This window comes from Micromonospora wenchangensis (assembly GCF_002210435.1).
Taxonomy (GTDB): Bacteria; Actinomycetota; Actinomycetes; order Mycobacteriales; family Micromonosporaceae; genus Micromonospora; species Micromonospora wenchangensis.
The window spans coordinates 1-22,682 of record NZ_MZMV01000014.1 but is presented as its reverse complement, the minus strand read 5'-3'; the positions used below and the strand labels follow the sequence as shown (position 1 = coordinate 22,682).

The following is a 22,682-nucleotide window of genomic DNA, read 5'->3' as shown; positions in this document are numbered from 1 at the left end:
CCATCCTCCCGCTGTGCGTACCGCCCCGGGGCGCGACCGCCGGGCCGGCACCCCGGGCGGGGGTGCCGGCGGCGGAGGTCAGCGGGCGGGCAGGTTCCGGTCCAGGGCCAGGTTGAGTTCCAGCACGTTCACCGCGGGGGCGCCCATGAAGCCGAGCGCCCGCCCGGTGGTGTGCTCGGCGACCAGCCGCCGCACCACCGCCGGGTCCGCGTCCCGCTCCCGCGCCACCCGGGCCACCTGGATCGCGGCGTACGCGGGACTGATGTGCGGGTCGAGGCCGCTGCCGCTGGCGGTGACCGCGTCGGCGGGGACGGCGGGGTGCTCCGGCGCGTCCCCCCGGACGGGGGTGACCAGCCCACCGGCGGCCCGGTAGTCCTCCCCGGGCTGCGCCAGCTCCACCGGCACCCCCTGCCAGGAGGCGACGAACGGGGTGGCCGGGGCGGTCTGGTTGACGCTGACCACCCGGGTGATCCGGCCGGTCAGCCCGTCGGCGCGGAACACCGCCAGCACCGCGCCCACCCCGTCGGGCGTGCAGTACGGCCGCCGCCCGTCGACGCCGTCGAGTAGGCCGACCGCCCGGCTGCGCGCGCAGACCTGGCTGAGCAGGCTCCGGGTCGACTGCCGCGGGTCGGCGGCGAGGGTGTCCACCACGCTCTCCGGGCCGAGGTTCGAGGCGGCGGAGGCGGTCGGATCGTAGCCGTCGCCGGCCGCCGACGGGCGGGACTGGAAGTAGCGCGGGACGGGGTTGCCGTCGGCGTCGGTGAAGGACTGGCCGATCAGGGCGCTGCCGACGGCCCGGCCGTCCACGGTCAGCAGCGATCCGTCGGCCTTCGCGTCGAGGCCGGGGAGCCGGCCGGCGGCGACCAGGGCGAGCGGGTAGGCGACGCCGAGCAGCGCGGTGAACACGAGCAGGGCACGCAGGGCGGCGAGGTGTTGGGCGGGCCAGGCAGGTAGGCGCATCACGAGATCCCCGGGACGTACTGGACGAGCAGGTCGATGAGCTTGATGCCGACGAACGGCGCGACGAGGCCGCCGACGCCGTAGACCAGCAGGTTGCGGCCGAGCAGTGTCGACGCGGCGGCCGGCCGGTACCGCACGCCGCGCAGGGCCAGCGGGATGAGCGCGACGATGACCAGGGCGTTGAAGATCACCGCGGCCAGGATCGCCGACTCGGGGCTGCCCAGCCGCATCACGTTGAGCCGGTCCAGGCCCGGGTAGAGGCCGGCGAACATGGCCGGGATGATCGCGAAGTACTTCGCCACGTCGTTGGCGATGCTGAACGTGGTCAACGCGCCCCGGGTGATCAGCAGTTGCTTGCCGATCTCGACGATCTCGATCAGTTTCGTCGGGTCGGAGTCCAGGTCGACCATGTTGCCGGCCTCCTTCGCCGCCGACGTGCCCGTGTTCATCGCGACGCCGACGTCGGCCTGGGCCAGGGCGGGGGCGTCGTTGGTGCCGTCCCCGGTCATCGCGACCAGCCGGCCGCCCTCCTGCTCCCGGCGGATCAGGGCGAGCTTGTCCTCCGGGGTGGCCTCGGCGAGGAAGTCGTCCACCCCTGCCTCGTCGGCGATCGCCTGCGCGGTACGCGGGTTGTCGCCGGTGATCATCACGGTCCGGATGCCCATCCGGCGCAGCTCGGCGAACCGCTCCCGCATCCCGGTCTTCACCACGTCCTTGAGGTGGATGACGCCGAGCGTGCGGGCGGGTTCCCCGGCGACGTGTTCGGCCACCACCAGCGGGGTGCCGCCGTGTCCGCCGATCCCGTCGACGATCCGGTCGACCCCGGTGCCGGGCTCGCCGCCGTGCTCGCGTACCCAGGCCAGCACCGCCGTCGCCGCGCCCTTGCGGACCTGGCGGGCCGGCGCGTCAGGTGGCGTCAGGTCGACGCCGCTCATCCGGGTCTGCGCGGTGAACGGCACGAATTCGGCGCACGGCAGCGGGTCCGGCTCCGGCGCACCCGGGTCGAACTCCCGCGCGGCCAGCGACACCACCGACCGCCCCTCGGGCGTCTCGTCGGCGAGGCTGGACAGCCGCGCGGCGGCGGCCACCTCGCCGGCGGTGGCCCCGTCGACCGGCAGGAACGCGGTGGCCTGCCGGTTGCCCAGGGTGATCGTGCCGGTCTTGTCGAGCAGCAGGGTGCTGACGTCCCCCGCCGCCTCCACCGCCCGGCCGCTCATCGCGAGCACGTTGCGCTGCACGAGGCGGTCCATGCCGGCGATGCCGATCGCCGACAGCAGCGCCCCGATGGTCGTCGGGATCAGGCAGACCAGCAGGGACACCAGCACCACCCCGGTCACCCCGGTGCCGGTGACCGCCCCGGTGTCCGGGGCGGCGGCCTGCCAACCCTTGGCGAAGATCGCCAACGGTTGGAGGGTGACCACGGCCAGCAGGAAGATCAGGGTGAGCGCGGCGAGCAGGATGTTCAGCGCGATCTCGTTCGGGGTCTTCTGCCGGTCGGCCCCCTCGACCAGGGCGATCATCCGGTCGATGAAGCTCTCCCCCGGCCGCTGGCTGATCCGCACGACGATCCGGTCGGAGAGCACCCGGGTGCCGCCGGTGACGGCACTGCGGTCGCCGCCGGACTCCCGGATCACCGGGGCGGACTCACCGGTGATCGCGGACTCGTCGACGCTGGCGATGCCCTCGACGACGTCGCCGTCGCCGGGGATGATCCCGCCGGCGTCGACCAGGACGACGTCCCCCTGCCGTAGCTGCGGCGCCGGCACCACCTCGTCGGTGTACGCGTCGGCGGGCGCGCCCGGGGCCCAGCCGACCAGCCGGGTGGCGACGGTGTCCTGCCGGGCCCGACGCAGCGTGGCGGCCTGCGCCTTGCCCCGGCCCTCGGCGACCGCCTCGGCGAGGTTGGCGAAGATCACGGTGAGCCAGAGCCAGCCGGTGATCGCCCAGCCGAACACCGACGGGTCGGTGACCGCCAGGACGGTGGTGAAGGCCGCGCCGATCGCCACGATCAGCAGCACCGGGCTGCGCCACAGGGTGCGCGGGTCGAGTTTGCGCAGGGCCCCGGGCAGGGACCTGGCCAGTTGCCGGGGGTCGAGCAGGCCGCCGCCGGCCCGCGGGGTGGGGGTGTCGACGGCCGGCCGGTCGTCGTCGGTGGTCACGGACGCGACGGACATGTCCTCGTTCCTCATCCGGGTCACAGCCCTTCGGCCAGCGGGCCGAGCGCGAGCGCGGGCAGGTAGGTGAGCGCCACCAGGATCACCGTGACGCCGACGACCATCCCGACGAACAGTGGTCGGTGCGTCGGCAGGGTGCCCCCGGAGGCGGGGACGGGCGCCTGGCGGGCGAGCGAGCCGGCCAGGGCGAGCACGAAGACGATCGGCAGGAACCGGCCGAGCAGCATGCACAGCCCGAGCGCGGTGTTCCACCACGCGGTGTTCACGGTGATCCCGGCGAACGCCGAGCCGTTGTTGTTGCTCGCCGAGGTGAACGCGTAGAGCACCTCGGTCAGGCCGTGCGGGCCGGTGTTCAGCGCGGTCACGTCGTTGCCGGTGGCGAAGGCGGTGGCGGTGCCGATCAGCACCAGAGCCGGGGTGACCAGGAAGTACAGCGAGGCGAAGGTGATCTCCCGGGTGCCGATCTTCTTGCCCAGGTACTCCGGGGTCCGGCCGACCATCAGCCCGGCGACGAACACCGTGATCACCGCGAGGACCAGCAGCCCGTACAGGCCGGCACCGACGCCGCCGGGGGCGACCTCGCCGAGCATCATGTTGCCCAACGTCATCATCCCGCCCAGCGCGGTGTACGAGTCGTGGAACGAGTTCACCGCACCGGTCGAGGTCAGCGTGGTGACCGCCCCGAACGTCGCCGAGTCCGACACGTCGAAGCGGACCTCCTTGCCCTCCAGCGCCGCGCCGACCGCCTGCGGCACGGCGCCCTGCCCGGCCAGCTCGAACCCGGTGGTGAGGGCGATGCTGCCGAGCGCCAGGACGGCCATCACCGCGACGACGGCGTAGCCCTGCCGTTGCTGGCCGACCATCCGGCCGAGGACCCGGGGCAGGCTGAACGGGATCAGCAGGATCAGGAACAGCTCGACCCAGTTCGTCCAGGCGGTGGGGTTCTCGAACGGGTGGGCGCTGTTGGCGTTGTAGAAGCCGCCGCCGTTGGTGCCCAACTCCTTGATCACCTCCTGGCCGGCCACCGGCCCGCCGGGGAGGCTCTGGGCCCCGCCGGTCAGGGTGGTCACGTCGGTGCCGGCGGAGAGGTTCTGCACCACGCCGCCGAGCATCAGCACCAGTGCGCCGAGCACCGCGACCGGCAGCAGCACCCGCAGCACGATCCGCACCAGGTCGACCCAGAAGTTGCCCACCTCGCCGGTGCGGCTGCGGGCGAAGCCCCGGATCAGGGCCACCGCCACGGCGATGCCCACCGCGGCGGAGACGAAGTTCTGCACCGCCAGCCCGGCCATCTGCACCAGGTGCCCCATGGTCGACTCGCCCGCGTACCACTGCCAGTTCGTGTTGGTCACGAAGGACACCGCGGTGTTCCAGGCACCGTGCGGCACCACCGGGTCGAAGCCGAGCGACAGCCACAGGTGGTTCTGCCACCGCTGGAGGGCGTAGAGGAACAGGACCGAGACGGCGGAGAAGGCGAGCACGCTGCGGGCGTAGACGCCCCACGACTGTTCGGCGGCCGGGTTCACCCCGACCAGCCGGAACACCCCGCGCTCCAGCCGGGACCGACGGGTGCCGGTGACCGACCGGTACAGGTGGTCACCGAACGGGCGGTACGCGACGACGAGCGCCACCACCAGGGACGCCACGAAGACGACGCCGGCTGTCCCCGTGGTCATCAGAACCGCTCCGGGAACAGCAGCGCGACGACCAGGAACACACCCAGACCGATCGCCAGCACCAGGCCGACGGCGTTGACGGCGTTCACCGCTTCTCCACGCCCCTCACCACGAGGGTGAGCGCCGCGAACAGCACCACCGTCACCAGCACGAACACCACGTCAGACACGCGGACTCCCCCAACCGGACGGGTACGCGTGACCGCCTACCGGCCACGCCGGGCAATCACAACGCGCCGTCGTCCGGCGGGACAGGGTCCATAACGCGACCGTGACGGGGGGCCACGGTTTCTTGACGGGTTCTTCACGCCGGCCACCGTCGCGGTGACGGTGGTCACGGTGGTGCCGGTCCGCGCCCCGCTACGGGGGCGGCCCGGGTCAGCGGCGGATGACCCGCCGGATCGACTCGGGCACCCGGCGGGCCACCGCCCGCCGCAGCCGGAAACGCAGGCTGCCCAGGTACGGCACTGAAACCGGGCGGGCCCCGTCGGTCGCGCAGCGGAACGCCACCGGGAGTACGGCGTCCTCGGTCCAGCCGCAGCAGGTGACCCGGGCCTTGAGGTCCCAGGTGCCCCTGCTCCGGCCGCCGTTGAGCGCCCCTACGTCGAGGCGGGCGGTGCCCCGCTGGACCAGCCGCAGCTCGCCGTCGGCGGCCGGGACCAGTTCGACGGTGCCGGTGACCGGCACGAAGAACTCCTCCCGGGTGTCCCGCCGCCGGGCGATCACGTCGAGCTTGGACTGCTTGATCCGGGCGGTGGCGTCCCGCAGGTCGGCCGGGACGTCGTCCACCGGCACCACCAGCAGCCGCTGCTCGCCGTCGGCGGTGAGGGTGAGCGGCCGGTCGCCGAAGAACAGCTCGGCGGTGAGGGTGACGGTCAGGGTGGTGGCGTCCCGCTCGACCCGCCGCACGGTGGGCACGGCCCGGACGGCCGCCTCCCACTCGGCGAGCCGGCGCAGGTCCGGGGTGCGTCCCTGCTCGACGAGCCGGGTGATGATCCGTTGCAGCGGCGGCAGGCCGGCCGCGACGCCCGGGGCGAACCGGTCCCGGATCGTCCGCTGCGCCTCGCCGACGAGCTGGTCCACCCAGTCTGCGGGCGCGTTGAGCAGCCGCCGGCCGCGCAACCGGGAGACCATCTCGTTGCGCAGCCACCGCCGGTGCAACCGGTCGCGCAGCGGGCCGGGTTCGGTGTGCTCGTCGACGATGTCGAGCGCCTCGCGCAGGTTGACGAAGTAGCCGGCCGGCTCCAGCGCGGTGGCCGTGACGTTGCCGGCGTCGACCCGCCGCTGGTGGTGGTAGCAGACGTAGTCGGCCAGCACGCAGGTGCGCTTGGACAGGAAGAACGCCCGGGTGACGAAGACGTGGTCCTCCAGCCGGCGCTTGCCCTCGGGGAACCGCAGCCCGTGCTCGACGAGGAAGGACCGCCGGAACAGCTTGTGCGCGGTGAGGCTGTCGATCAGGGGTGAGTTCTCCAGCGTGGCGTCGAACCGGTTGCGCCGGAACAGCTCACGCGGCACCGAACGGCGGTGCCCGGCCATCTTGCCGACCACCAGGTCCGCGTCGTGCTCGGTGGCGCAGGCGTGGAGGCGTTCCAGCGCCTCCTCGCCGAACCAGTCGTCGTCGTCGGCGAAGAAGACGTACTCGCCCCGGGCGTGCTCGACGCCGAGGTTGCGGGGGCGCGACGGCCAGCCGGAGTTGTCGATGTGCAGCACCCGGAAGTGCGGGTGGGCGGCGGCCAGCTCGTCGAGGCGGGGGCCGGTCGAGTCGGTCGAGCCGTCGTCGACGAACATGACCTCGAACTCACCGGCGGGCAGCGACTGGCCCAGCAACGAGGTGACGAGCTTCTCGATGTGCGGCCCGGAGTTGTACGCCGGGACCACGACGGTCACCTTGGGGGTCTTCGTACTGGCGGTCATGGCTCTTCCTGAGGCGGTCCGTGAGCCGGCGCGGGGATGCGCCCAACCGTGCGGACGGGCACCCGTTCGCGGGGCGTTCCGTCGCCGACATGGCCCGTTCAGTTTGCGGACTTTACGCGACCGCAGGGGCTGACGCAGGCCCCGAATCGGATGATTTCCGCGATGCCCGGCGGGACGCCGTGACCCCACCCGTTCCTGCCTGGCAGACCACCCTCGACAGTGGCCCGAAGCACACCCCGCGCGCCTGCGGCGGGCGGCGTGGCGTGGCGACGAATCCCCGACACCGGGGGCGGGCATAGCAGACCGCTACGCAGGGTAAACCGGGATCATGGCACAGCTTCTCACCTCGCCGCCCCCGCCGCAGGCCGCCGAGTTGCGCCGGTGGGAACTGGCCGACCCCGCCGATCTGCGCACCCTGCGCGCCTCTCTGCACGAGGCCCTCACCGGTGAGCAACTTCTCGACGGTCAACGGATGGACGAGGTCCCCGAGTTGATCGTCCTGGTAGCTACCGAACTCGCCACCAATGCCCTCAAACACGGCATTCCGCCGACCATCGTCCGGTTGCTGGCCGTCGACGACTCGCTCATCCTCGACGTGGCCGACCACGACCTCAGCACCATCCCCGAACTGTCCGACACCCGCCCGATGGGCGCCGGGGGCCGCGGGCTCCAGATCGCCATGGCCGTCTCGCTGAAGGTCGGCTGGTACGCCACCGACCGCACCAAGAACATCTGGGCGTCCTTCCCCCGCCGTTGAGCGGACGGGGACGCGAAGCAACAGGGCCGATGATGCGCCTTCGCCCGCCCGGGACAGCGCATCATCGGCCCACCCGAGCCGATCGACGCCCGCCCGGCGGCCGGGGTCAGTCGTCGGTGGGGATCGGGTCGTCGTACTCGCCGGACGGGCCGGTGAGCAGGGTGCCGCCCACCACCGGCCAGGCGTTCGGCCGGCAGCCGTGCAGGCCGAGGGTCTGCTGCTGCATGACCGGGGCCGGCCCGCCCGCCGCCGGACACCGTTCGTGCCCCCGGCCCAGCCGGTGCCCCACCTCGTGGTTGAGCACGTACGCCCGGTAAGTACCGAGATCACCCCTGAAGTCGGGGACGCCCAGGGCCCAGCGCGCCACGTTGACCACCACCCGGTCACCGTTGCGGCAGGAGGTGTACCTGTCGGAGGTGTCCCCGCACAGCTCACCCCGGGTGACCGGGGTGGTCAGCAGCACGGTGAAGTCGGCCGGGGTGTCGCCGCCGACCCGTTGCAGCCGCCACCGGCCGTCGGCGGTCCAGCCCCGACGGTCGGCGAGCACCACCGCCACCTCCCGCCCGAACCGCTCCGGGTCGACGTCGTCGATGCCGCCCTCCACCGCCACCCGGTAGCGCAGCAACTGCCCGCCGCGCCCGGCCACCGCACCCTGGGCGGTCGCCGTCCGCCAGGTGCCGGTCCCCCGTTGCGGATAGCGCAGCGCCACCGGCGCGGGCCTGGCGGCGGGGGGCGCGGCGGAGGAGAGCGGGGCGGGCACCTGCTCCCCGGGCGGCACCGCCGCGTTGGCCGGCCGGAGCGGTTCCCGCCGTACGTCGCCGACGAGGGCGCCCAGGTCGACGCCCTGCCGCTGGGCCACCACCGCGCCGCCGGCGGCCAGCCCGGCCACCACCAGCACCGCCGTCAGGACGCCGGCCGGGGTCACGCCCCGCCGTCGCCCCCGGTGCCGGCCACGGTCGACGGACTCGCTCACCGTCAGGGTGCTCACCGTTCGCCTCCTGGTCCACCCGGGTCCACTCCGGGCAGGAGTACGGGCGCGGGCGACGAACGGATGAGTGGCGGGCAGGGGCAATCCGGGCCCGGGTACCGTTGCCGGGCAGACACTCCCGACGATCCGGACACCACCCGGCCGTCGTCCCCGAGGAAGGACCACAGGTGCCGGACGCCGACGCCCTCATCACCGCCGCGGTCGCGGCGGTGCGCGGCACCGACGTACGCGACGCGGAGCGGAAGCTGGACCGGCTGGTGGTCGGCAGCGCCCCGGCGCAGGCCGACGACGACGGCGGCCGGGACGTTCCCGCCGGGCCGGCGGCGGTGGACGCCGCGCTGTTGCGCCGGCTCGTCGCCGCCGTGCACCGGCTCTGGCCCCGGGGCTGGCAACCGGCCGACGTGGCCCGGATCGTGGCCCGCCGGCTCGGCGCACGCCCCGGCCGGCTGGTCGTCGACGCCCTCGCCGCCGACCGGGCGGCCCAGCCCGGCCCGGTGCCGCAGTGGTGGGACGACCAGTTGACCGCCCTGGACGCCCGGGTCCGCTGGGACGACGACGCGGGCTGGCTGGGCGGTTGGGCGACCCGCGAGGGCACGGACCGGATCGCCGCGCTGCGCGACGCGGTCGAGGTGCTGGCGCTGCTGGCCGGCCTGCCGCCGGTCGCGGTGCTGCGCCCACCGCCCGGCGGCGTCGGTGCCGTGACCGTGACCGGGGCGCCCGGGCCGTCCGGCTCCCGCGTCCTCGACCGGGTACGCGCGCTGTTGGCCAAGGCGGAGTCCACCACCTTCCCCGCCGAGGCGGAGGCGTTCACCGGGAAGGCGCAGGAGTTGATCGCCCGGCACAGCCTGGAACGGGCGCTGGTCGAGTCGACGGCCGCTCACCCGGACCAGCCCGGCGGGGTCCGGATCAGCACCGACGCCCCGTACGCGGGCGCGAAGGCGCTGCTGGTGCAGGAGGTGGCGGCGGCGAACCGGTGCGAGTCGGTCTGGTCGGACGATCTCGGCTTCGCCACCGTGCTCGGCTTCCCCGCCGATCTGGAGGCGGTCGAACTGCTGCACACCTCGCTGCTGGTGCAGGCCACCGCCGCGATGCTGCGCGGCCGGCGGGAACGGCGCGGCGGCGGCCGGCGGACGAAGGCCTACGACGAGGCTTTCCTGCACGCCTTCGCCAGCCGCATCGGTGAGCGGCTGCGGGCCGCGACCGACGCGGCGGACCGGCAGGCGGCGCGGGACACCGGGGCGGACCGGCTGCTGCCGGTGCTCGCGGCCCGCTCCGGCGCGGTCCGGGAGCGGATGGACACCCTCTTCCCCGGCGTCACCCGGGCCCGGCTGACCGTGCGGGACGCCGAGGGCTGGCAGTCCGGCACCTCCGCCGCCGACCGGGCCTCGCTCGCCGGTAGCGCGCCGCCGTCCCGCCCGCTGACCGGTCGACGCTGAGCTGTCGCCTGAGCCGTGGCGCCGGCTCAGACGTGGCAGTCGCGGGTGAGCCGGGGCGGGATGTCGACGAAGTCGGTGCCCATCCAGCTCGCCGGGCTCTTGGCCGCCGCCCCGGCGTCGATCTTCGTGGCGGTCTCCTCGACCAGCTTCCTGATCCGGTCGTCGCGCGCCTTGCGGGCCTGCGCGCGGACGTCGTCGGCGAGCCGGCTCAGCCGCCCCTTGAGCTTGCCGTTGAGCTGTTCCGGGGTGAGTTCCTCCCGGGTGGCGTCGGCCGAGTCGGCGGTGATCTGCCGGCTGCCGTCGATGATCAACTGATCGACCGCGCGGCAGACCTGGGCGGTGTTCGCGGCGGTGCCGGTGGTCGGCGCGGCGCTCTCCGGGGCGGTGGTGGCCGCCGCCTGGGGTGTGGGTTCCCCGGTGCCGGCGGTGGCGGACGGGCCGGGTGCGGCGTCGGTGCCGGTGCCGGTTCCACCGTCCGAGCAGCCGGTGGCGAGGACGGCGAGGAGGGCGAGGGTGAGTGCGGTGGCGGAGCGGCGATGCATCGACTTTCCCCGTTCGGTGTGACGGCCGTACCGCGACACGATGCCGCACGGGCGGGCGGGAAATCGAATCGGCGGGCACCGGCGGGCCCGGACACGCGTCACGCCGGCCCGACGAGGTCGGTCCGGCGTGACGGTGGTGCGGTTCAGCTCTTGAAGGCGTCCTTGACCTTCTCGGCGGCCTGCTTGAGGCTGGACTTGGCCTGGTCGTTGCGGCCCTCGGCCTCGAGGCGCTCGTTGTCGGTCGCCCGGCCGACGCCTTCCTTGATCTTGCCGGCGGTGTTCTCGGTCGTGTTGCCGATCTTGTCGTCGAACCCCATGAGAGCCTCCCGAATTAAGCATTTCCTCCGACGCCACCCAGGTACCCCCACCTCCCGTCCCCAAAACACTCCCGCCACCGGCTCCGGCCCGTCGATCAGGAGGTTCGCGTCACCCGCCGGCTCGCGGGTGACGCGAACCTCCTGATCAACTCGATCGTCCGGGGTGGAGGGTGGCGGTGGAGAAGCGGCGCAGACGGAGGCTGTTGGCGACCACGAAGACCGACGAGAAGGCCATCGCCGCCCCCGCGATCATCGGGTTGAGCAGCCCGGCGGCGGCCAACGGGAGGGCGGCCACGTTGTAGGCGAACGCCCAGAACAGGTTCCCCCTGATCACCGCGAGGGTGCGCCGGGAGAGCCGGATCGCGTCCACCGCGGCGGTCAGGTCGCCCCGGACCAGGGTCAGGTCGGACGCCTCGATCGCCACGTCGGTGCCGGTGCCCATGGCCAGTCCCAGGTCGGCCTGGGCCAGGGCGGCGGCGTCGTTGATCCCGTCGCCGACCATGGCGACCGTGTGACCCTGCGCCTGGAGCCGGCGTACCGCGTCGACCTTGTCGGTCGGCAGCACCTCGGCGGTCACCCGGTCGATGCCGACCTCGGCGGCCACCGCCTGCGCGACGGTCGCGTTGTCCCCGGTGAGCAGCACCGGGGTCAGGCCCAGTGCGCGCAGCCCGGCGACCGCCTCCCGGCTGTCGGGTCGGACCACGTCGGCGACCGCGAGGACCCCCCGGGCCCGCCCGGACCAGCCCGCCACCACCGCCGTACGCCCGGCGGCCTCCGCCTCGGCCACCGCCCGGACCACCTCCCCGGGTACGTCCAGACCCCGCTCGCGCAGCAGCCTCGGCCGCCCGACGACGAGGTCGTGGCCGTCGACGGTGCCGGTGACGCCCAGCCCTTCGGTGGCGGCGAACCCGGTGACCGGCGGCAGCTCTCCGGCCTCGGCGGCACCGGCCGCCACGGCGCGGGCGATCGGGTGCTCCGAGCCGGCCTCCACCGCCCCGGCGAGCCGGAGCAGCCCGGCCCGGTCCTGCCCCTCGGCGGGGCGGACGTCGACCAGGGTCATCCGGCCGGTGGTGACCGTGCCGGTCTTGTCCAGCACCACCGTGTCGACCTGCCGGGTGGACTCCAGCACCTCCGGCCCCTTGATCAGGATGCCGAGCTGGGCACCGCGCCCGGTGCCGACCAGCAGCGCGGTCGGGGTGGCCAGGCCGAGCGCGCACGGGCAGGCGATGATCAGCACGGCCACCGCGGCGGTGAAGGCGGCGGTCGGACCGCCCCCGGCCCCCAGCCACCAGCCCAGGGTGCCGACGGCCAGTGCGATGACGACCGGCACGAAGACCCCGGAGATCCGGTCGGCGAGCCGCTGCACGGCGGCCTTGCCGGTCTGCGCCGCCTCCACCAGCCGGGCCATCTGGGCGAGCTGGGTGTCCGCACCGACCCGGGTGGCGGTGACGACCAGCCGGCCGCCCGCGTTGACGGTGGCACCGGCCACCTGGTCACCGGGCCCGACCTCGACCGGCACCGACTCGCCGGTGAGCATGCTGGCGTCGACCGCCGAGGTGCCCTCGTCGACCCGCCCGTCGGTGGCGATCTTCTCGCCGGGCCGCACCACGAACCGGTCGCCCACGACGAGCTGGTCGACCGGGACCCGGGTCTCCGTGCCGCCGCGCAGCACGGCGACGTCCCGCGCGCCGAGTTCGAGCAGGGCGCGCAGGGCCGCCCCGGCGGTCCGCTTGGACCGGGCCTCGAAGTAGCGGCCGGCCAGCAGGAACACGGTCACCCCGGCGGCGGTCTCCAGGTAGATGTTGCCGGCCCCGCCGGTGCGGACGACGTCCAGCCGGAACGGGTGGGTCATCCCGGGCATCCCGGCGTCACCGAGGAAGAGCGCCCAGAGCGACCAGCCGAACGCGGCCAGGGTGCCGAGCGACACCAGGGTGTCCATGGTCGCCGCGCCGTGCCGCAGGTTGGTCCAGGCGGCCCGGTGGAACGGCAGCCCGCCGTACGCGACCACCGGGGCGGCCAGGGTCAGCGACAGCCACTGCCAGTAGGTGAACTGCCAGGCCGGCACCATCGCCAGCACGATCACCGGCAGGGTGAGCACGGCCGACACCCGCAGTCGGGTCCGCAGGGCGGCCAACTCGTCGACCGGCGCACCGGCCGGTTCCGTGCCGGCGGGGGCGGGCGGCGGCGGGACGACGGCGGTGTAGCCGGTCTTCTCGACGGTGGCGATCAGGTCGTCCGGGGTGACCCCGTCGGCGTACCGGACGGTGGCCTTCTCGGTGGCGTAGTTGACGCTCGCCTCGACGCCGTCGAGCCGGTTGAGCTTCTTCTCGATCCGGGCGGCGCAGGAGGCGCAGGTCATCCCGCCGATGGCCAGCTCGATCAGGTGGGGGGCGGCGGGCGGGTTCTGGATGGTCGGGGTCATCGCGGCACCTCCGGTCAACCGTGGGTGTGACCGGCCCCGCCGGTGACTGTCGGCGTCGGGTCGGTGGTGGGCTCGGGGACGACGGTGCTGGGGACGGGTTCCGGGGTGTGCGCGGGGTCGTGGCGGGTCTCGGCGGGCGGGGTGACGGGGCCGGTCAGCTGGCCGACCCCGTACGCCGCGCCGAACACCACCGCGAGGGCGAGGGCGAAGCCGCCCAGCCTGGTCGGCGTGTTCACGCCCCGGACCGTCACGCCTCGACGAGGTCGTAGCCGGCCTCGTCGACGGCGGCCCGTACGGACGCGGTGTCCAGCGGGCCGTCGCTGGTGACGGCGACCCGGCCGGAGGCCAGGTCGACCTGGACGTCGGTGACGCCGTCGAGGGCACCCACCTCGGCGCTCACCGCGCTGACGCAGTGCCCGCAGGTCATGCCCGTCACCTGGTAGTTCGTGATCATGCGGCTCTCCCCTCCACTCGTCCAACATACCCCCCAGGGGTACGTCGTCCTGCGACCGTAGCATACCCCCCAGGGGTACGCTATCGTGGTCGCCATGACCACACCGAGCACCCCGGTCCGGGGCTACACCGCCAGCAAGGACCAGCTGCTCGCGCGGCTGCGCCGCGTGGAGGGGCAGGTCCGGGGCATCGAGCGGATGGTCGACGACGACCGGTACTGCATCGACGTGCTCACCCAGATCTCCGCCGTCCAGGCCGCCCTGGACAAGGTCGCCCTCGGGCTGCTCGACGGCCACGCCCGGCACTGCATGCACGAGGGGGCCGCCGAGGGCCGCGCCGACGAGATGGCCGCCGAGATGATGGCCGCCGTCGGCCGCCTGATGAAACGCGGCTGACCGCCCGCGCCGGCGGAGACGGGCGGACCGGTCGGGACCGGCCCGCCCGCGCAGGATCGGAGTCGGGCTCAGAGCCGGGCGAGGATCTTCCGCATGGTGTCGATCTCGCCCTGCTGGGTGGCGACGATCTGCTGCGCCATGGCCCGGGCCCCGGCGTGCCGGCCGTCCGCCAACTCCTGCCGGGCCATGGTGATCGCCCCCTCGTGGTGCGCGATCATCAGGGTGAGGAAGAGACGGTCGAAGTCCCGACCGGTCGCCCCCTCCAGCCGGGCCAGGTCGGTGTCGGACATCATCCCCGGCATGCCGTGGTCCATCCCGGGCAGGTGACCGCCGGCCGGGCTGCCGGCCGGGACGGGTCGGCCCCAGGCGGTGAGCCAGCCGGTCATGGTGGCGATCTCCGGGGCCTGGGCCGCCCGGATCCGCCCGGCCAGCCGGGTCACCTCCGGATCGGCGGCCCGGCTCCCGGCCAGCTCCGACATGCGTACCGCCTGCTGGTGGTGCGGGATCATCATCTGGGCGAACGTCACGTCGGCCGGGTCGACCCCGACGGACGCGGAGGCGGCCGGGGCGGCGGACGCGGCCGGGCGGCCGTGGCCGCCGTCGGTGGAATGGTCGCCACCGCAGGCGGACAGGGCGACGACGGTGCTGAGGGCGACGCCGGCCAGGACGGCACGGCGCGCGCAACGACGAGTGGACACGGACAGACCTTTCGATACGACGGACAGGGACGCTGGACGCGGCGGAGCCACGTCGGGGCGTCCTATCTGCGCAGTACCGACACCGTGGCGAGGCGGAGCCCGAGCGGGCGGGGTGGCGGGGCGCGCGGCTCCCGGGGCCGCGACGGCGGCCGGGACACCCCGGCCGGCCGGGACCGTACGGCGAGGAGCAGCACCAGCACCGTCACCGTGAACGCACCGAGCACCGCCAGGCAGACGCTCCACGCCGTCGACGGGCTGTCGGGCGACCCGCCGGGCAGGGCCGCCGCGCACCCGTCCCCGCAGCCCCCGACGGCCGGCACCGGCTCGCGGAGCAACGACCGGTCGGCCGGGGCGTCGTGCCCGGCGGTGGACCGGTGCGGGCCGCCGGTCGCGGTGTCGTGGCCGACGGGGTCACCCCCGGCGAGGTGCGTGTCGTGGCCGAGGGTGTGCATCGCGGAGAGCCCCAGCAGCGTGCCGACGAGCAGGAGCAGCCGCAGCCACCGCCCGGTCGTCGTCGCCGTACCCGCCCGCCGCACGGCTCCACGCTAGCCGCACCGGCCGGCCGGCGGGCCGGTACGGGTCACCCGGTGTCGAGGCGTACCCGGCGCAGCAGTTGGGCGTTGAGCGCCACCACGATCGTGGAGGCGGACATCAGGACCGCGCCGACCGCCGGGCCCAGCGTGATCCCCGCCCCGGCCAGCACCCCGGCGGCCAGCGGCAACGCCACCACGTTGTAACCGGCCGCCCAGGCCAGGTTCTGGAGCATCTTCCGGTACGCCGCCCGGGACAGCCGCAGCACACCGGCCACCCCGCGCGGGTCGGACGAGGCGAGCACCACCCCGGCCGACTCGACCGCCACGTCGGTGCCCGCCCCGATGGCGATGCCGACGTCGGCCCGGGCCAGGGCCGGGGCGTCGTTGACCCCGTCACCGACCACCGCCACCCGCAGGCCGCGCCGCTGCAACCCGGCCACCTGCCGGTCCTTGTCGGCCGGGAGCACCTCGGCGAACACCTCGTCCACCCCGGGTCGGAAGCCCAGGTCGGCGGCGACCGCCTCGGCCACCGGCCGGGCGTCCCCGGTGATCATCGCGATCGTCCGGACGCCCTCGGCCCGCAGCGCGTCGACCGCCGCCCGCGCCTCCGGTCGCACCTGGTCGGCGAGGGCGAGCAGGCCGACGACGGTGTCGGGCAGACGCACCAGGTACAGCACCACCGCCGACCGGCCGGTCCACTCCCGCTGCGCCACCGTCAGGTCGCCCGGCAGGTCCCGGCCCAGGTCGCGCAGCAGCGCCGGACCGCCGACGGCGTACTCCGTACCGTCGATCACGGCGCGGACGCCCCGGCCGGGCAGCGCGCGGAACCCGGTTGCCGGGAGCGGCCCGCCCCGGTCGGCGGCGGCCGCCACGATCGCGCGGGCCAGCGGGTGTTCGCTGTCGGCCTCCACTGCGGCCGCGAGCCGCAGCACGTCGTCCCGGTCGGTGCCGTCGGCGGCGGCCACCCCGACCAGCACGTGCTCGCCCCGGGTGAGGGTGCCGGTCTTGTCGAAGAGCACCGCGTCGACGGTCCGCATCCGCTCCAGCGCCAGCCGGTCGCGGACCAGCACCCCGGAGCGGGCCGCGAGGGCGGTGGAGAGCGCGACCACCAGCGGGATCGCCAAGCCCAGGGCGTGCGGGCAGGCGATCACCAGCACGGTGACGGCCCGCACCACCGCCTGGTCCGGTTCGCCGAGCGCGGTCCAGACCAGCGCGGTCACCACGGCGGTGCCGGTGGCGACGTAGAACAGCCAGCCGGCGAAGCGGTCGGCGAGCGCCTGCGCCCGCCCGCCGGACCGCTGCGCCTGGTCGACCAGGCGGCGGATGCCGGCCAGCGTGGTCGCCTCGCCGACCGCCTCGATCCGCACCCGGACGGGTTGGTCGGTGGCGACGGTGCCGGCCACCACCCGGTCGCCGGTCGACCGGGGCACCGGCCGGGACTCGCCGGTGACCATCGACTCGTCCAGCTCGGCGGCCCCGGCCACGACGCGTCCGTCGGCGGGCACCCGGCCGCCGGGGCGGACCAGCACCACGTCGCCCTCGCGCAGCCCGGTCACCGGCACCCGTTCGACGACGTCGTCCGCGCCGACCCGTTCGGCGTCGTCGGGCAGCAGCGCGGCCAGCGCGTCGAGCGCCCCCCGGGCCTGACCGATCGCCTTCGTCTCCTGCCAGTGGCCGAGCAGCATGATGGTCACCAGCGCCGCCAGCTCCCACCAGAAGTCCAGGTCGAAGACGCCGAGGAAGGTCAGGACCGAGGCGGCGTACGCGACGCTGATCGCCATCGCGACCAGCAGCATCATGCCCGGGGTGCGGGCGCGGGCCTCCCGGACGGCCCCGGTCAGGAACGGCCGGCCGCCCCACCAGAAGACCACCGAGCCGAGCACGGGCCCGACCAGGGCACGGCCGGGGAACTCCAGCGGGTGACCGACCCAGGCCAGCACCATCCGGTCGGTCGCCACCACCGGCAGGGTCAGCGCCAGGCAGACCAGGAACCGATGCCGGAACGTCGCCGGGTCGTGGTCGGCGTGGTCCGGTGGCCCCGGATGGCCGGGGTGCGGGCTGGCCGCCGGGGCCGGCCGGTGCTGTCCCATGACCTCCACCTTCCCCCCTCGACCTACCGTGGGCAGGGCGAACCGGGCGAGCGGGCCGGGGTGGTGGCTACCATCGTCCGACGACGACCCGCCGCCCGTGGTGAACCGGTTGGCCGGCTGACACGTATCCCGTCCCGGATCGTTGGGAGAACTCGCACACATGGGCGCCGACCACACCCATCCCGCTCCGTCCACCCCGCCGCGGGTGCGGCGGCTCCTCGTCATGACGGTGGTGCCGCTCATCGTGGTCACCGTGATCGCCACGCTGGTGCTCTGGCCCGGCGAGACCCCGAAGATCGACCAGGGCGACCAGGTGCCCCGCCACCACGGCACGGTGACCCGGGTGGTGACCGAGGCGTGCCCGCCCGCGCCGCAGACCCCCGACGGCCCCTCCGGGGTGGCCGACGGGCCGTGCGGCACGGTGACCGTCGCCGTCGAGCAGGGGCCGGACGCGGGCCGGGAGGTGCAGACGCCGGTGCCGTCCGGGCCGGGAGCGCCGACGGTGGCGGTCGGCGACGAGGTGGTGCTGGTCGCGTTGGTCGACCCGAGCGATCCGTCGGCGAGCAGCTACCACATCGCCGAGCACCAGCGGGGCATGCCGCTGCTCTGGCTGGTCGCCCTGTTCGCGGCGGCGATCGTGGCGTTCGGCCGGCTGCGCGGGCTGGCCGCCCTGGCCGGTCTCGGGGCCAGCTTCGCCATCCTGCTGACCTTCGTGGTGCCGGGCATCTCCGCCGGAGGCGCGCCGCTGCCGATCGCGGTCACCGGTGCCGCGTTGATCATGTTCGTGGTGCTGTACCTGACCCACGGGATCACCGCGCAGACCTCGGTGGCGGTGCTGGGCACGCTGGGCAGCCTGGTGCTGACCGGCGTGCTGGGCACGCTGGCCACCGCCGCCACCCACCTGACCGGGTACGGCAGCGAGGAGGCCACCACGCTGTCGATGTACCAACGCGACGTGGACCTGCACGGCCTGCTGCTGGCCGGGATCATCATCGGTTCGCTCGGTGTCCTGGACGACGTCACGGTCACCCAGTCGGCCACCGTCACCGAGCTGGCGCACGCCAACCCGGGGCTGTCCCGGTTGCAGCTCTACCGGGCGGCGACCCGGGTCGGCCGGGCGCACATCGCGTCCACGGTCAACACGATCGTGCTGGCGTACGCGGGCGCGTCGCTGCCGTTGCTGCTCCTGCTCACCGCCGACAGCCGCCCGGTGAGCCAGATCCTCACCAGCGAGTTCCTGGCCCAGGAGATCGTCCGCAGCGCGGTGGCGACCCTCGGCCTGGTGGCGGCGGTGCCGCTGACCACCGGGTTGGCCGCGCTGGTCGTGACCGCCGGGCGGGGACCGGCCGACGCCGGTACGGCCGGACCGACGCCCACCCCACGTCCCGCCCCCGACCGTGCCGAGGCGCTGGAGGCGTTGAGCGCGCCCCGGCACGGCGAACCGTCCACCCCGGCCCCCGCACGGTGGCCAGACCCGGAAAGGAGCACGGACGCCGCATGGTGACACTGCGTTGCGTCACCGGAAGCGAGGTCAGGGCTGTCGGTCGCGTCACTGATTACCCCTCGCTATCGGGAAAATACTCATTTGGTCGGGTTGCGGGCGTAGATCCCCGGTACGACTCTCGGGTAACCTCGCTGCCGGTCACCGCCGAAGGCGCCCACCGGCGCCAGCGGTGCCACCGCCCAATCGCCGTGCGGCGAGCCGGGGAACCGAGCACCTGGGGTGAATCCGCGCCAGCGGTAGGGGCCACTTCCGTCCCGAACCCGTCAGCTAACCCGGTCGGCGGTCGACGGAAGGGAAAACTGTGACGGCACCCCTACACCGCTGGTTGACGCCGGCAGTGGCCGTACTCGCCGCCCTGGCGATCGTCGCCGGACCGGCCACCGCCCCCGCGATGGCCGCGCCCAACGCGCCCACCCCCTCGGGGCACGAGGAGGACGACGAGCCGAAGCTCCTCACCGACGTCATCGAGGCCACCAACCGGGAGTACTCGGCGGCGAAGACCCGGCTGGAGAAGTCCAAGAAGCGCCAGCTCGAGTACGCCATCGAGGTGGAGAAGGCGGAGCAGGAGCTGGCGGCGCTGGCCCCGCAGGTCACCGAGATCGCCGCCCAGTCGTACCGGACGGGTCGGGTCGGCGCGGTCGCCGCGCTGCTGGAGAGCGACGCGCCGGACGCCTTCGTCCGCCGGGCCGCCGCCCTGGACGAGCTGAACATGGTCAACGCCGGCAAGCTGGCCGAGGTCAACAAGGTCAAGAACCGGGCCGAGCAGGCCAAGCTCGCCGTCGACGCCGAGGTCCGTGAGCAGCAGAAGCAGGCCAACCTGATGGCCAAGAAGAAGACCGAGGCCGACAAGGCGCTGGCCCTGGTCGGCGGCCGGGGCTTCACCGGCGGCCTGGTCGACGCGACGTCCCCGGTGGCCCGCGTCGCCCCCGGCCAGACCGCAAACGGCGACTGGCGCGGGGAGTCGTGCAGCGAGAACGACCCGACCACGTCCGGGTGCATCACCCCGCGCACGCTGCACATGTACAAGGAGGTCAAGCGGGCCGGATTCAACCGGTTCGTCGGCTGCTACCGCCCCGGCGGGCCGTGGGAGCACCCCAAGGGCAGGGCGTGCGACTGGTCGTTGCAGAACAGCGGGTTCGCCCCGTGGCACAACAACGACACCCGGATGTACGGCAACAACCTCGCCGCGTTCCTGATCCGCAACTCGGACCGGCTGGGTATCTACTACGTGATCTGGAACCGGCAGATCTGGTTCCCGGCCAACGGCTGGAGTTCGTACTCGGGGCCGTCCAACCACACCGACCACGTCCACGTGTCACTGCTGTAGCGGCCGCACCACCGGCTCGATCGAGTTGATCGGGCCCGGTCACGACGAGGGCCGCCCGGCTGAGCCGGGCGGCCCTCGTCGCGCGTGCGCGTCAGGAGGCGACGGGTTCCGGCGCGGCACCGGCCGGCACGGTCGGTGCCGGCACCGCGGCGGCGGGCGCGGGGGCCGCAGCCGTGGGCCCGGACGCCGGGGCGGGCTCGGGGGCCGGGGCGACCTGGTGGACCTCACCGGCGGCGAGCCGGTAGGACATGCCGACCACCGCGCACCGGCCGGCGGCCACCTCGGCGGCGATCACCGGGGAGTTGCCGAGCAGCACCTCGACGGTCTGCGCGATGTGGATGTCGACGATCCCGTCGATGTCGTGCACCCCCTGCTGGGCCGCGCGACGCAGGCTCGGCCCGACGGCGGCGACCACCGAGTAGAGGTGCCCCGGGGGCTGGGTGCCGGTACGGGCCGTGTCCCGGGCCGCCTGCACGGCACCGCAGGAGTCGTGCCCGAGGACCACCACCAGCGGGGTGCCGAGCACCGTCACCGCGTACTCGACGCTGCCGAGCACCTCGGGCCCGGCGGTGTGCCCGGCGGTCCGGACCACGAAGAGGTCGCCGAGACCCCGGTCGAAGATGATCTCGGCGGCGAGCCGGGAGTCGGAGCAGCCGACGATGACGGCGAAGGGATGCTGGCCGTCGGCGACGGCGGCGCGGTGCCCGGCGTCCTGGTTGGGATGGCGGGGCACACCGGCGACGAAACGCCTGTTGCCGGCCTGCAACTCGGCCAACGCCTGGGTCGGAGTGATCGGGGCCATTGCCTCACCTCGGTCCGGAATCGCACCTGGTCACGCCGGCCGGCGGCGACGACGGCCGTGTCCCCACGGTCACACGCAGCTAAAGGTACGTCAAGATTTCGTGATACACGTTTCAGGCGTCGGTCGGTGCGGTGTCGACGGCGTGTCGGACCCGGGGCGCGCACCGGACCGGCGGGCGACCCGTGGGGCCCGACCCGGCCCACCGGGATCGGCCCGTCGGGGCGGCCGACGACGGGTCTCCCAGGAACGGGCCATACCATGACCGTCATGGCGACAGGCGGCACGGCGAGCACCCGGAACTGGACGTTCCTCACCAACCACGGCCACGTGCTGCTCGCCATCGCCCGCAACCCCACCGCCCGCCTCCGCGACGTCGCCGACGAGGTCGGGGTGACCGAACGGGCCGCCCAGGCGATCGTCGCCGACCTGGAGGCCGGCGGCTACCTGCGGCGTACCCGGGTCGGCCGGCGCAACGAGTACACGCTCAACCCGAGCGGCCACTTCCGGCACCCCGCCGAGGCCGACCGCCAGGTCGGTGCCCTGCTCGCCCTCTTCAGCCCCGACCCGGCCGACGCCGAGTCCTGAGCCGCCGGCACGCCCCGGACGCCGCCGGCCCACCCCGGACGCTCCCGGTCCGGCCCCGGACGCCGCCCGCCCGGTAGGTCCGGACACCGCCGGCCCGGCGCACGTCGACGGCCCGCCCCGGCGGGGACGGGCCGTCGAGGGTGGACGGTCAGCAGAAGCTGCCGGCTCCGCCGCCACCGTCCTGCCGGGTGGTGCGGAAGTCGCACAGGTCGTAGCCGTTGGCGGTGAGCACCGCCTTCGCCGCCGCCGTCTGGGCCCCGGTCAGCGCCGGCTCCCGGGAGAGGACGAAGCCGCTGCTGCGGTCCGGGTCGCCGACGACCGCCCACCGGTAGTCCGGATCGAGCCCGATCACCACGTAGTTCGGCCCGCCCAGGTAGATCCACCTACCGCCGAGCTTGAGGAAGGACACGGTCAACGCCGAGTCGGCCGGCGGGTTCTCGCTGCGCGCCCGCCCGGTGACCGTGCTGGTGGTGCCGACGATGGTGCGGCAGGCGTTGCGGACCCCGATGGTGCCGTCGGGCTGGACGTCGTACCGCGCCGTGACGTTCTTGTAGCACTGGATCTCGAAGATCGCCGGGATGGCGGCGACCTGGTACCAGTCACCCGCGTAACGCTCGACGTCGACGTCGGCCACCGGGGTGAGCGGTCCGGTGTCGACGGCGGTCGGCGCGGCCTGCGCGGGTACGGCGGTGGCCAGCACCGCCGTGGCGACCGCGACGGCCGTGACGACCTGACGGCGTACTCCCATGGTGTCTCCTCCGGTCTGTCGGTCCGGCGCGGCGGGGGTGTCGCGCCGTCGGCGGAATTGCCCGGACCCACCGGCCGGAAACTGTCGGCATTCTCATTCCCGTCGATGCATCCAGGCGCAGGTCAGCGGCCGTATCCCTGGTGGGAGTGGTCCGTCCACACGGCACACCGTGGCCCGACTCACTCATCCGGTCGGGTCACCGCCGCTGCGCGGACGGCCGGTCGGGGATAGGTTGGACGGGTGATCCGCGTAGCCTCCACCCCGCCCGTCTGGGTGTCGAGGCTGCGCGACCTGACCCGGTTGGCGGTCACCGCGCTGGTGCTCGCCGTCGGCCTCGGCGGGTTCCTCGCCGTCACCGGCGG

Annotated in this window: 22 protein-coding genes and 1 riboswitch; of the genes, 6 read left to right on the top strand and 16 right to left on the bottom strand. The window is 74.3% G+C overall.

Annotation, left to right across the window (positions count from 1 at the left end):
• Positions 1 to 78: 78 nt before the first annotated feature.
• From B5D80_RS10845 to B5D80_RS10825, 5 genes are all read right to left on the bottom strand, one after another.
• The gene (locus B5D80_RS10845; protein ID WP_088643702.1) at positions 79 to 960 is read right to left on the bottom strand and encodes a potassium-transporting ATPase subunit C; all 882 of its coding nucleotides are present in this window, start codon (positions 958 to 960) and stop codon (positions 79 to 81) included.
• A complete protein-coding gene (gene kdpB, locus B5D80_RS10840) occupies positions 960 to 3,134 on the bottom strand; it encodes a potassium-transporting ATPase subunit KdpB (RefSeq protein ID WP_088643701.1) in 2,175 nt (724 codons plus the stop codon). Before kdpB ends, B5D80_RS10845 begins: the two co-directional genes overlap by 1 nt.
• A 20-nt stretch (positions 3,135 to 3,154) precedes the next feature.
• Positions 3,155 to 4,810: a potassium-transporting ATPase subunit KdpA gene (gene kdpA, locus B5D80_RS10835; protein ID WP_088643700.1), complete on the bottom strand. Its 1,656-nt coding sequence runs from the start codon at positions 4,808 to 4,810 to the stop codon at positions 3,155 to 3,157.
• Positions 4,810 to 4,899, bottom strand: coding sequence for a K(+)-transporting ATPase subunit F (kdpF, locus tag B5D80_RS10830; RefSeq protein WP_088643699.1), 90 nt, complete (start codon positions 4,897 to 4,899; stop codon positions 4,810 to 4,812). The genes kdpA and kdpF overlap by 1 nt, the downstream gene beginning before the upstream one ends.
• 288 nt (positions 4,900 to 5,187) lie before the next feature.
• Entirely contained in the window at positions 5,188 to 6,723 is a 1,536-nt protein-coding gene (locus tag B5D80_RS10825; RefSeq protein ID WP_088643698.1) for a glycosyltransferase family 2 protein, read from the bottom strand.
• A gap of 328 nt (positions 6,724 to 7,051) precedes the next feature.
• Between B5D80_RS10825 and B5D80_RS10820 the strand changes: the two genes are divergently transcribed.
• Positions 7,052 to 7,480 (top strand): ATP-binding protein, encoded by a 429-nt coding sequence (locus B5D80_RS10820; RefSeq protein ID WP_088643697.1) that lies wholly within the window; start codon positions 7,052 to 7,054, stop codon positions 7,478 to 7,480.
• A gap of 106 nt (positions 7,481 to 7,586) precedes the next feature.
• Here B5D80_RS10820 and B5D80_RS10815 read toward each other — a convergent pair whose 3' ends face one another.
• Positions 7,587 to 8,468 (bottom strand): DUF3152 domain-containing protein, encoded by an 882-nt coding sequence (locus tag B5D80_RS10815; protein WP_245854440.1) that lies wholly within the window; start codon positions 8,466 to 8,468, stop codon positions 7,587 to 7,589.
• A 167-nt stretch (positions 8,469 to 8,635) separates the two neighbouring features.
• Here B5D80_RS10815 and B5D80_RS10810 point away from each other — a divergent pair, with 167 nt between their 5' ends.
• Complete coding sequence (locus tag B5D80_RS10810; RefSeq protein WP_088643696.1) at positions 8,636 to 9,904, top strand: DUF2786 domain-containing protein; 1,269 nt, start codon at positions 8,636 to 8,638, stop codon at positions 9,902 to 9,904.
• Between the two features lie 26 nt (positions 9,905 to 9,930).
• On the opposite strand, the gene B5D80_RS10805 is transcribed toward B5D80_RS10810, so the two are convergent.
• The 5 genes from B5D80_RS10805 to B5D80_RS10785 all read right to left on the bottom strand — a co-directional run bounded on the left by B5D80_RS10805 (position 9,931) and on the right by B5D80_RS10785 (position 13,639).
• Entirely contained in the window at positions 9,931 to 10,446 is a 516-nt protein-coding gene (locus B5D80_RS10805) for a hypothetical protein (protein WP_144081636.1), read from the bottom strand.
• A gap of 143 nt (positions 10,447 to 10,589) precedes the next feature.
• Positions 10,590 to 10,763 carry a CsbD family protein gene (locus tag B5D80_RS10800; protein ID WP_088643694.1) on the bottom strand — a complete coding sequence of 58 codons (174 nt, stop codon included), beginning with the start codon at positions 10,761 to 10,763 and terminating at the stop codon, positions 10,590 to 10,592.
• A 145-nt stretch (positions 10,764 to 10,908) separates the two neighbouring features.
• Positions 10,909 to 13,185: a heavy metal translocating P-type ATPase gene (locus B5D80_RS10795; RefSeq protein ID WP_088643693.1), complete on the bottom strand. Its 2,277-nt coding sequence runs from the start codon at positions 13,183 to 13,185 to the stop codon at positions 10,909 to 10,911.
• A gap of 14 nt (positions 13,186 to 13,199) precedes the next feature.
• Positions 13,200 to 13,421: a hypothetical protein gene (locus B5D80_RS10790; RefSeq protein WP_144081635.1), complete on the bottom strand. Its 222-nt coding sequence runs from the start codon at positions 13,419 to 13,421 to the stop codon at positions 13,200 to 13,202.
• A gap of 11 nt (positions 13,422 to 13,432) precedes the next feature.
• Positions 13,433 to 13,639 (bottom strand): heavy-metal-associated domain-containing protein, encoded by a 207-nt coding sequence (locus tag B5D80_RS10785; protein ID WP_088643691.1) that lies wholly within the window; start codon positions 13,637 to 13,639, stop codon positions 13,433 to 13,435.
• A gap of 94 nt (positions 13,640 to 13,733) precedes the next feature.
• Between B5D80_RS10785 and B5D80_RS10780 the strand changes: the two genes are divergently transcribed.
• Positions 13,734 to 14,033: a metal-sensitive transcriptional regulator gene (locus tag B5D80_RS10780; RefSeq protein WP_088643776.1), complete on the top strand. Its 300-nt coding sequence runs from the start codon at positions 13,734 to 13,736 to the stop codon at positions 14,031 to 14,033.
• Between the two features lie 68 nt (positions 14,034 to 14,101).
• Here B5D80_RS10780 and B5D80_RS10775 read toward each other — a convergent pair whose 3' ends face one another.
• The 3 genes from B5D80_RS10775 to B5D80_RS10765 all read right to left on the bottom strand — a co-directional run bounded on the left by B5D80_RS10775 (position 14,102) and on the right by B5D80_RS10765 (position 17,354).
• A complete protein-coding gene (locus tag B5D80_RS10775) occupies positions 14,102 to 14,731 on the bottom strand; it encodes a DUF305 domain-containing protein (RefSeq protein ID WP_088643690.1) in 630 nt (209 codons plus the stop codon).
• A 62-nt stretch (positions 14,732 to 14,793) separates the two neighbouring features.
• Positions 14,794 to 15,267 carry a hypothetical protein gene (locus B5D80_RS10770; protein ID WP_088643689.1) on the bottom strand — a complete coding sequence of 158 codons (474 nt, stop codon included), beginning with the start codon at positions 15,265 to 15,267 and terminating at the stop codon, positions 14,794 to 14,796.
• Positions 15,268 to 15,311: 44 nt separating this feature from the next.
• Positions 15,312 to 17,354, bottom strand: coding sequence for a heavy metal translocating P-type ATPase (locus tag B5D80_RS10765; protein ID WP_088643688.1), 2,043 nt, complete (start codon positions 17,352 to 17,354; stop codon positions 15,312 to 15,314).
• A 160-nt stretch (positions 17,355 to 17,514) separates the two neighbouring features.
• Between B5D80_RS10765 and B5D80_RS10760 the strand changes: the two genes are divergently transcribed.
• Positions 17,515 to 18,858: a YibE/F family protein gene (locus tag B5D80_RS10760; RefSeq protein ID WP_088643687.1), complete on the top strand. Its 1,344-nt coding sequence runs from the start codon at positions 17,515 to 17,517 to the stop codon at positions 18,856 to 18,858.
• Positions 18,859 to 19,024: 166 nt separating this feature from the next.
• Positions 19,025 to 19,156, top strand: a riboswitch (cyclic di-AMP (ydaO/yuaA leader).
• 3 nt (positions 19,157 to 19,159) lie between these two features.
• Positions 19,160 to 20,185: a coiled-coil domain-containing protein gene (locus B5D80_RS10755; RefSeq protein WP_088643686.1), complete on the top strand. Its 1,026-nt coding sequence runs from the start codon at positions 19,160 to 19,162 to the stop codon at positions 20,183 to 20,185.
• A gap of 91 nt (positions 20,186 to 20,276) precedes the next feature.
• On the opposite strand, the gene B5D80_RS10750 is transcribed toward B5D80_RS10755, so the two are convergent.
• Positions 20,277 to 20,987 carry a carbonic anhydrase gene (locus tag B5D80_RS10750; RefSeq protein WP_088643685.1) on the bottom strand — a complete coding sequence of 237 codons (711 nt, stop codon included), beginning with the start codon at positions 20,985 to 20,987 and terminating at the stop codon, positions 20,277 to 20,279.
• Positions 20,988 to 21,245: 258 nt separating this feature from the next.
• On the opposite strand from B5D80_RS10750, the gene B5D80_RS10745 reads away from it, so the two are divergent.
• Positions 21,246 to 21,572 (top strand): helix-turn-helix transcriptional regulator, encoded by a 327-nt coding sequence (locus B5D80_RS10745; RefSeq protein WP_088643684.1) that lies wholly within the window; start codon positions 21,246 to 21,248, stop codon positions 21,570 to 21,572.
• 148 nt (positions 21,573 to 21,720) lie between these two features.
• On the opposite strand, the gene B5D80_RS10740 is transcribed toward B5D80_RS10745, so the two are convergent.
• Positions 21,721 to 22,320, bottom strand: a complete 600-nt coding sequence (locus B5D80_RS10740) for a lipocalin family protein (RefSeq protein ID WP_088643683.1) — start codon at positions 22,318 to 22,320, stop codon at positions 21,721 to 21,723.
• Positions 22,321 to 22,682: the final 362 nt, after the last annotated feature.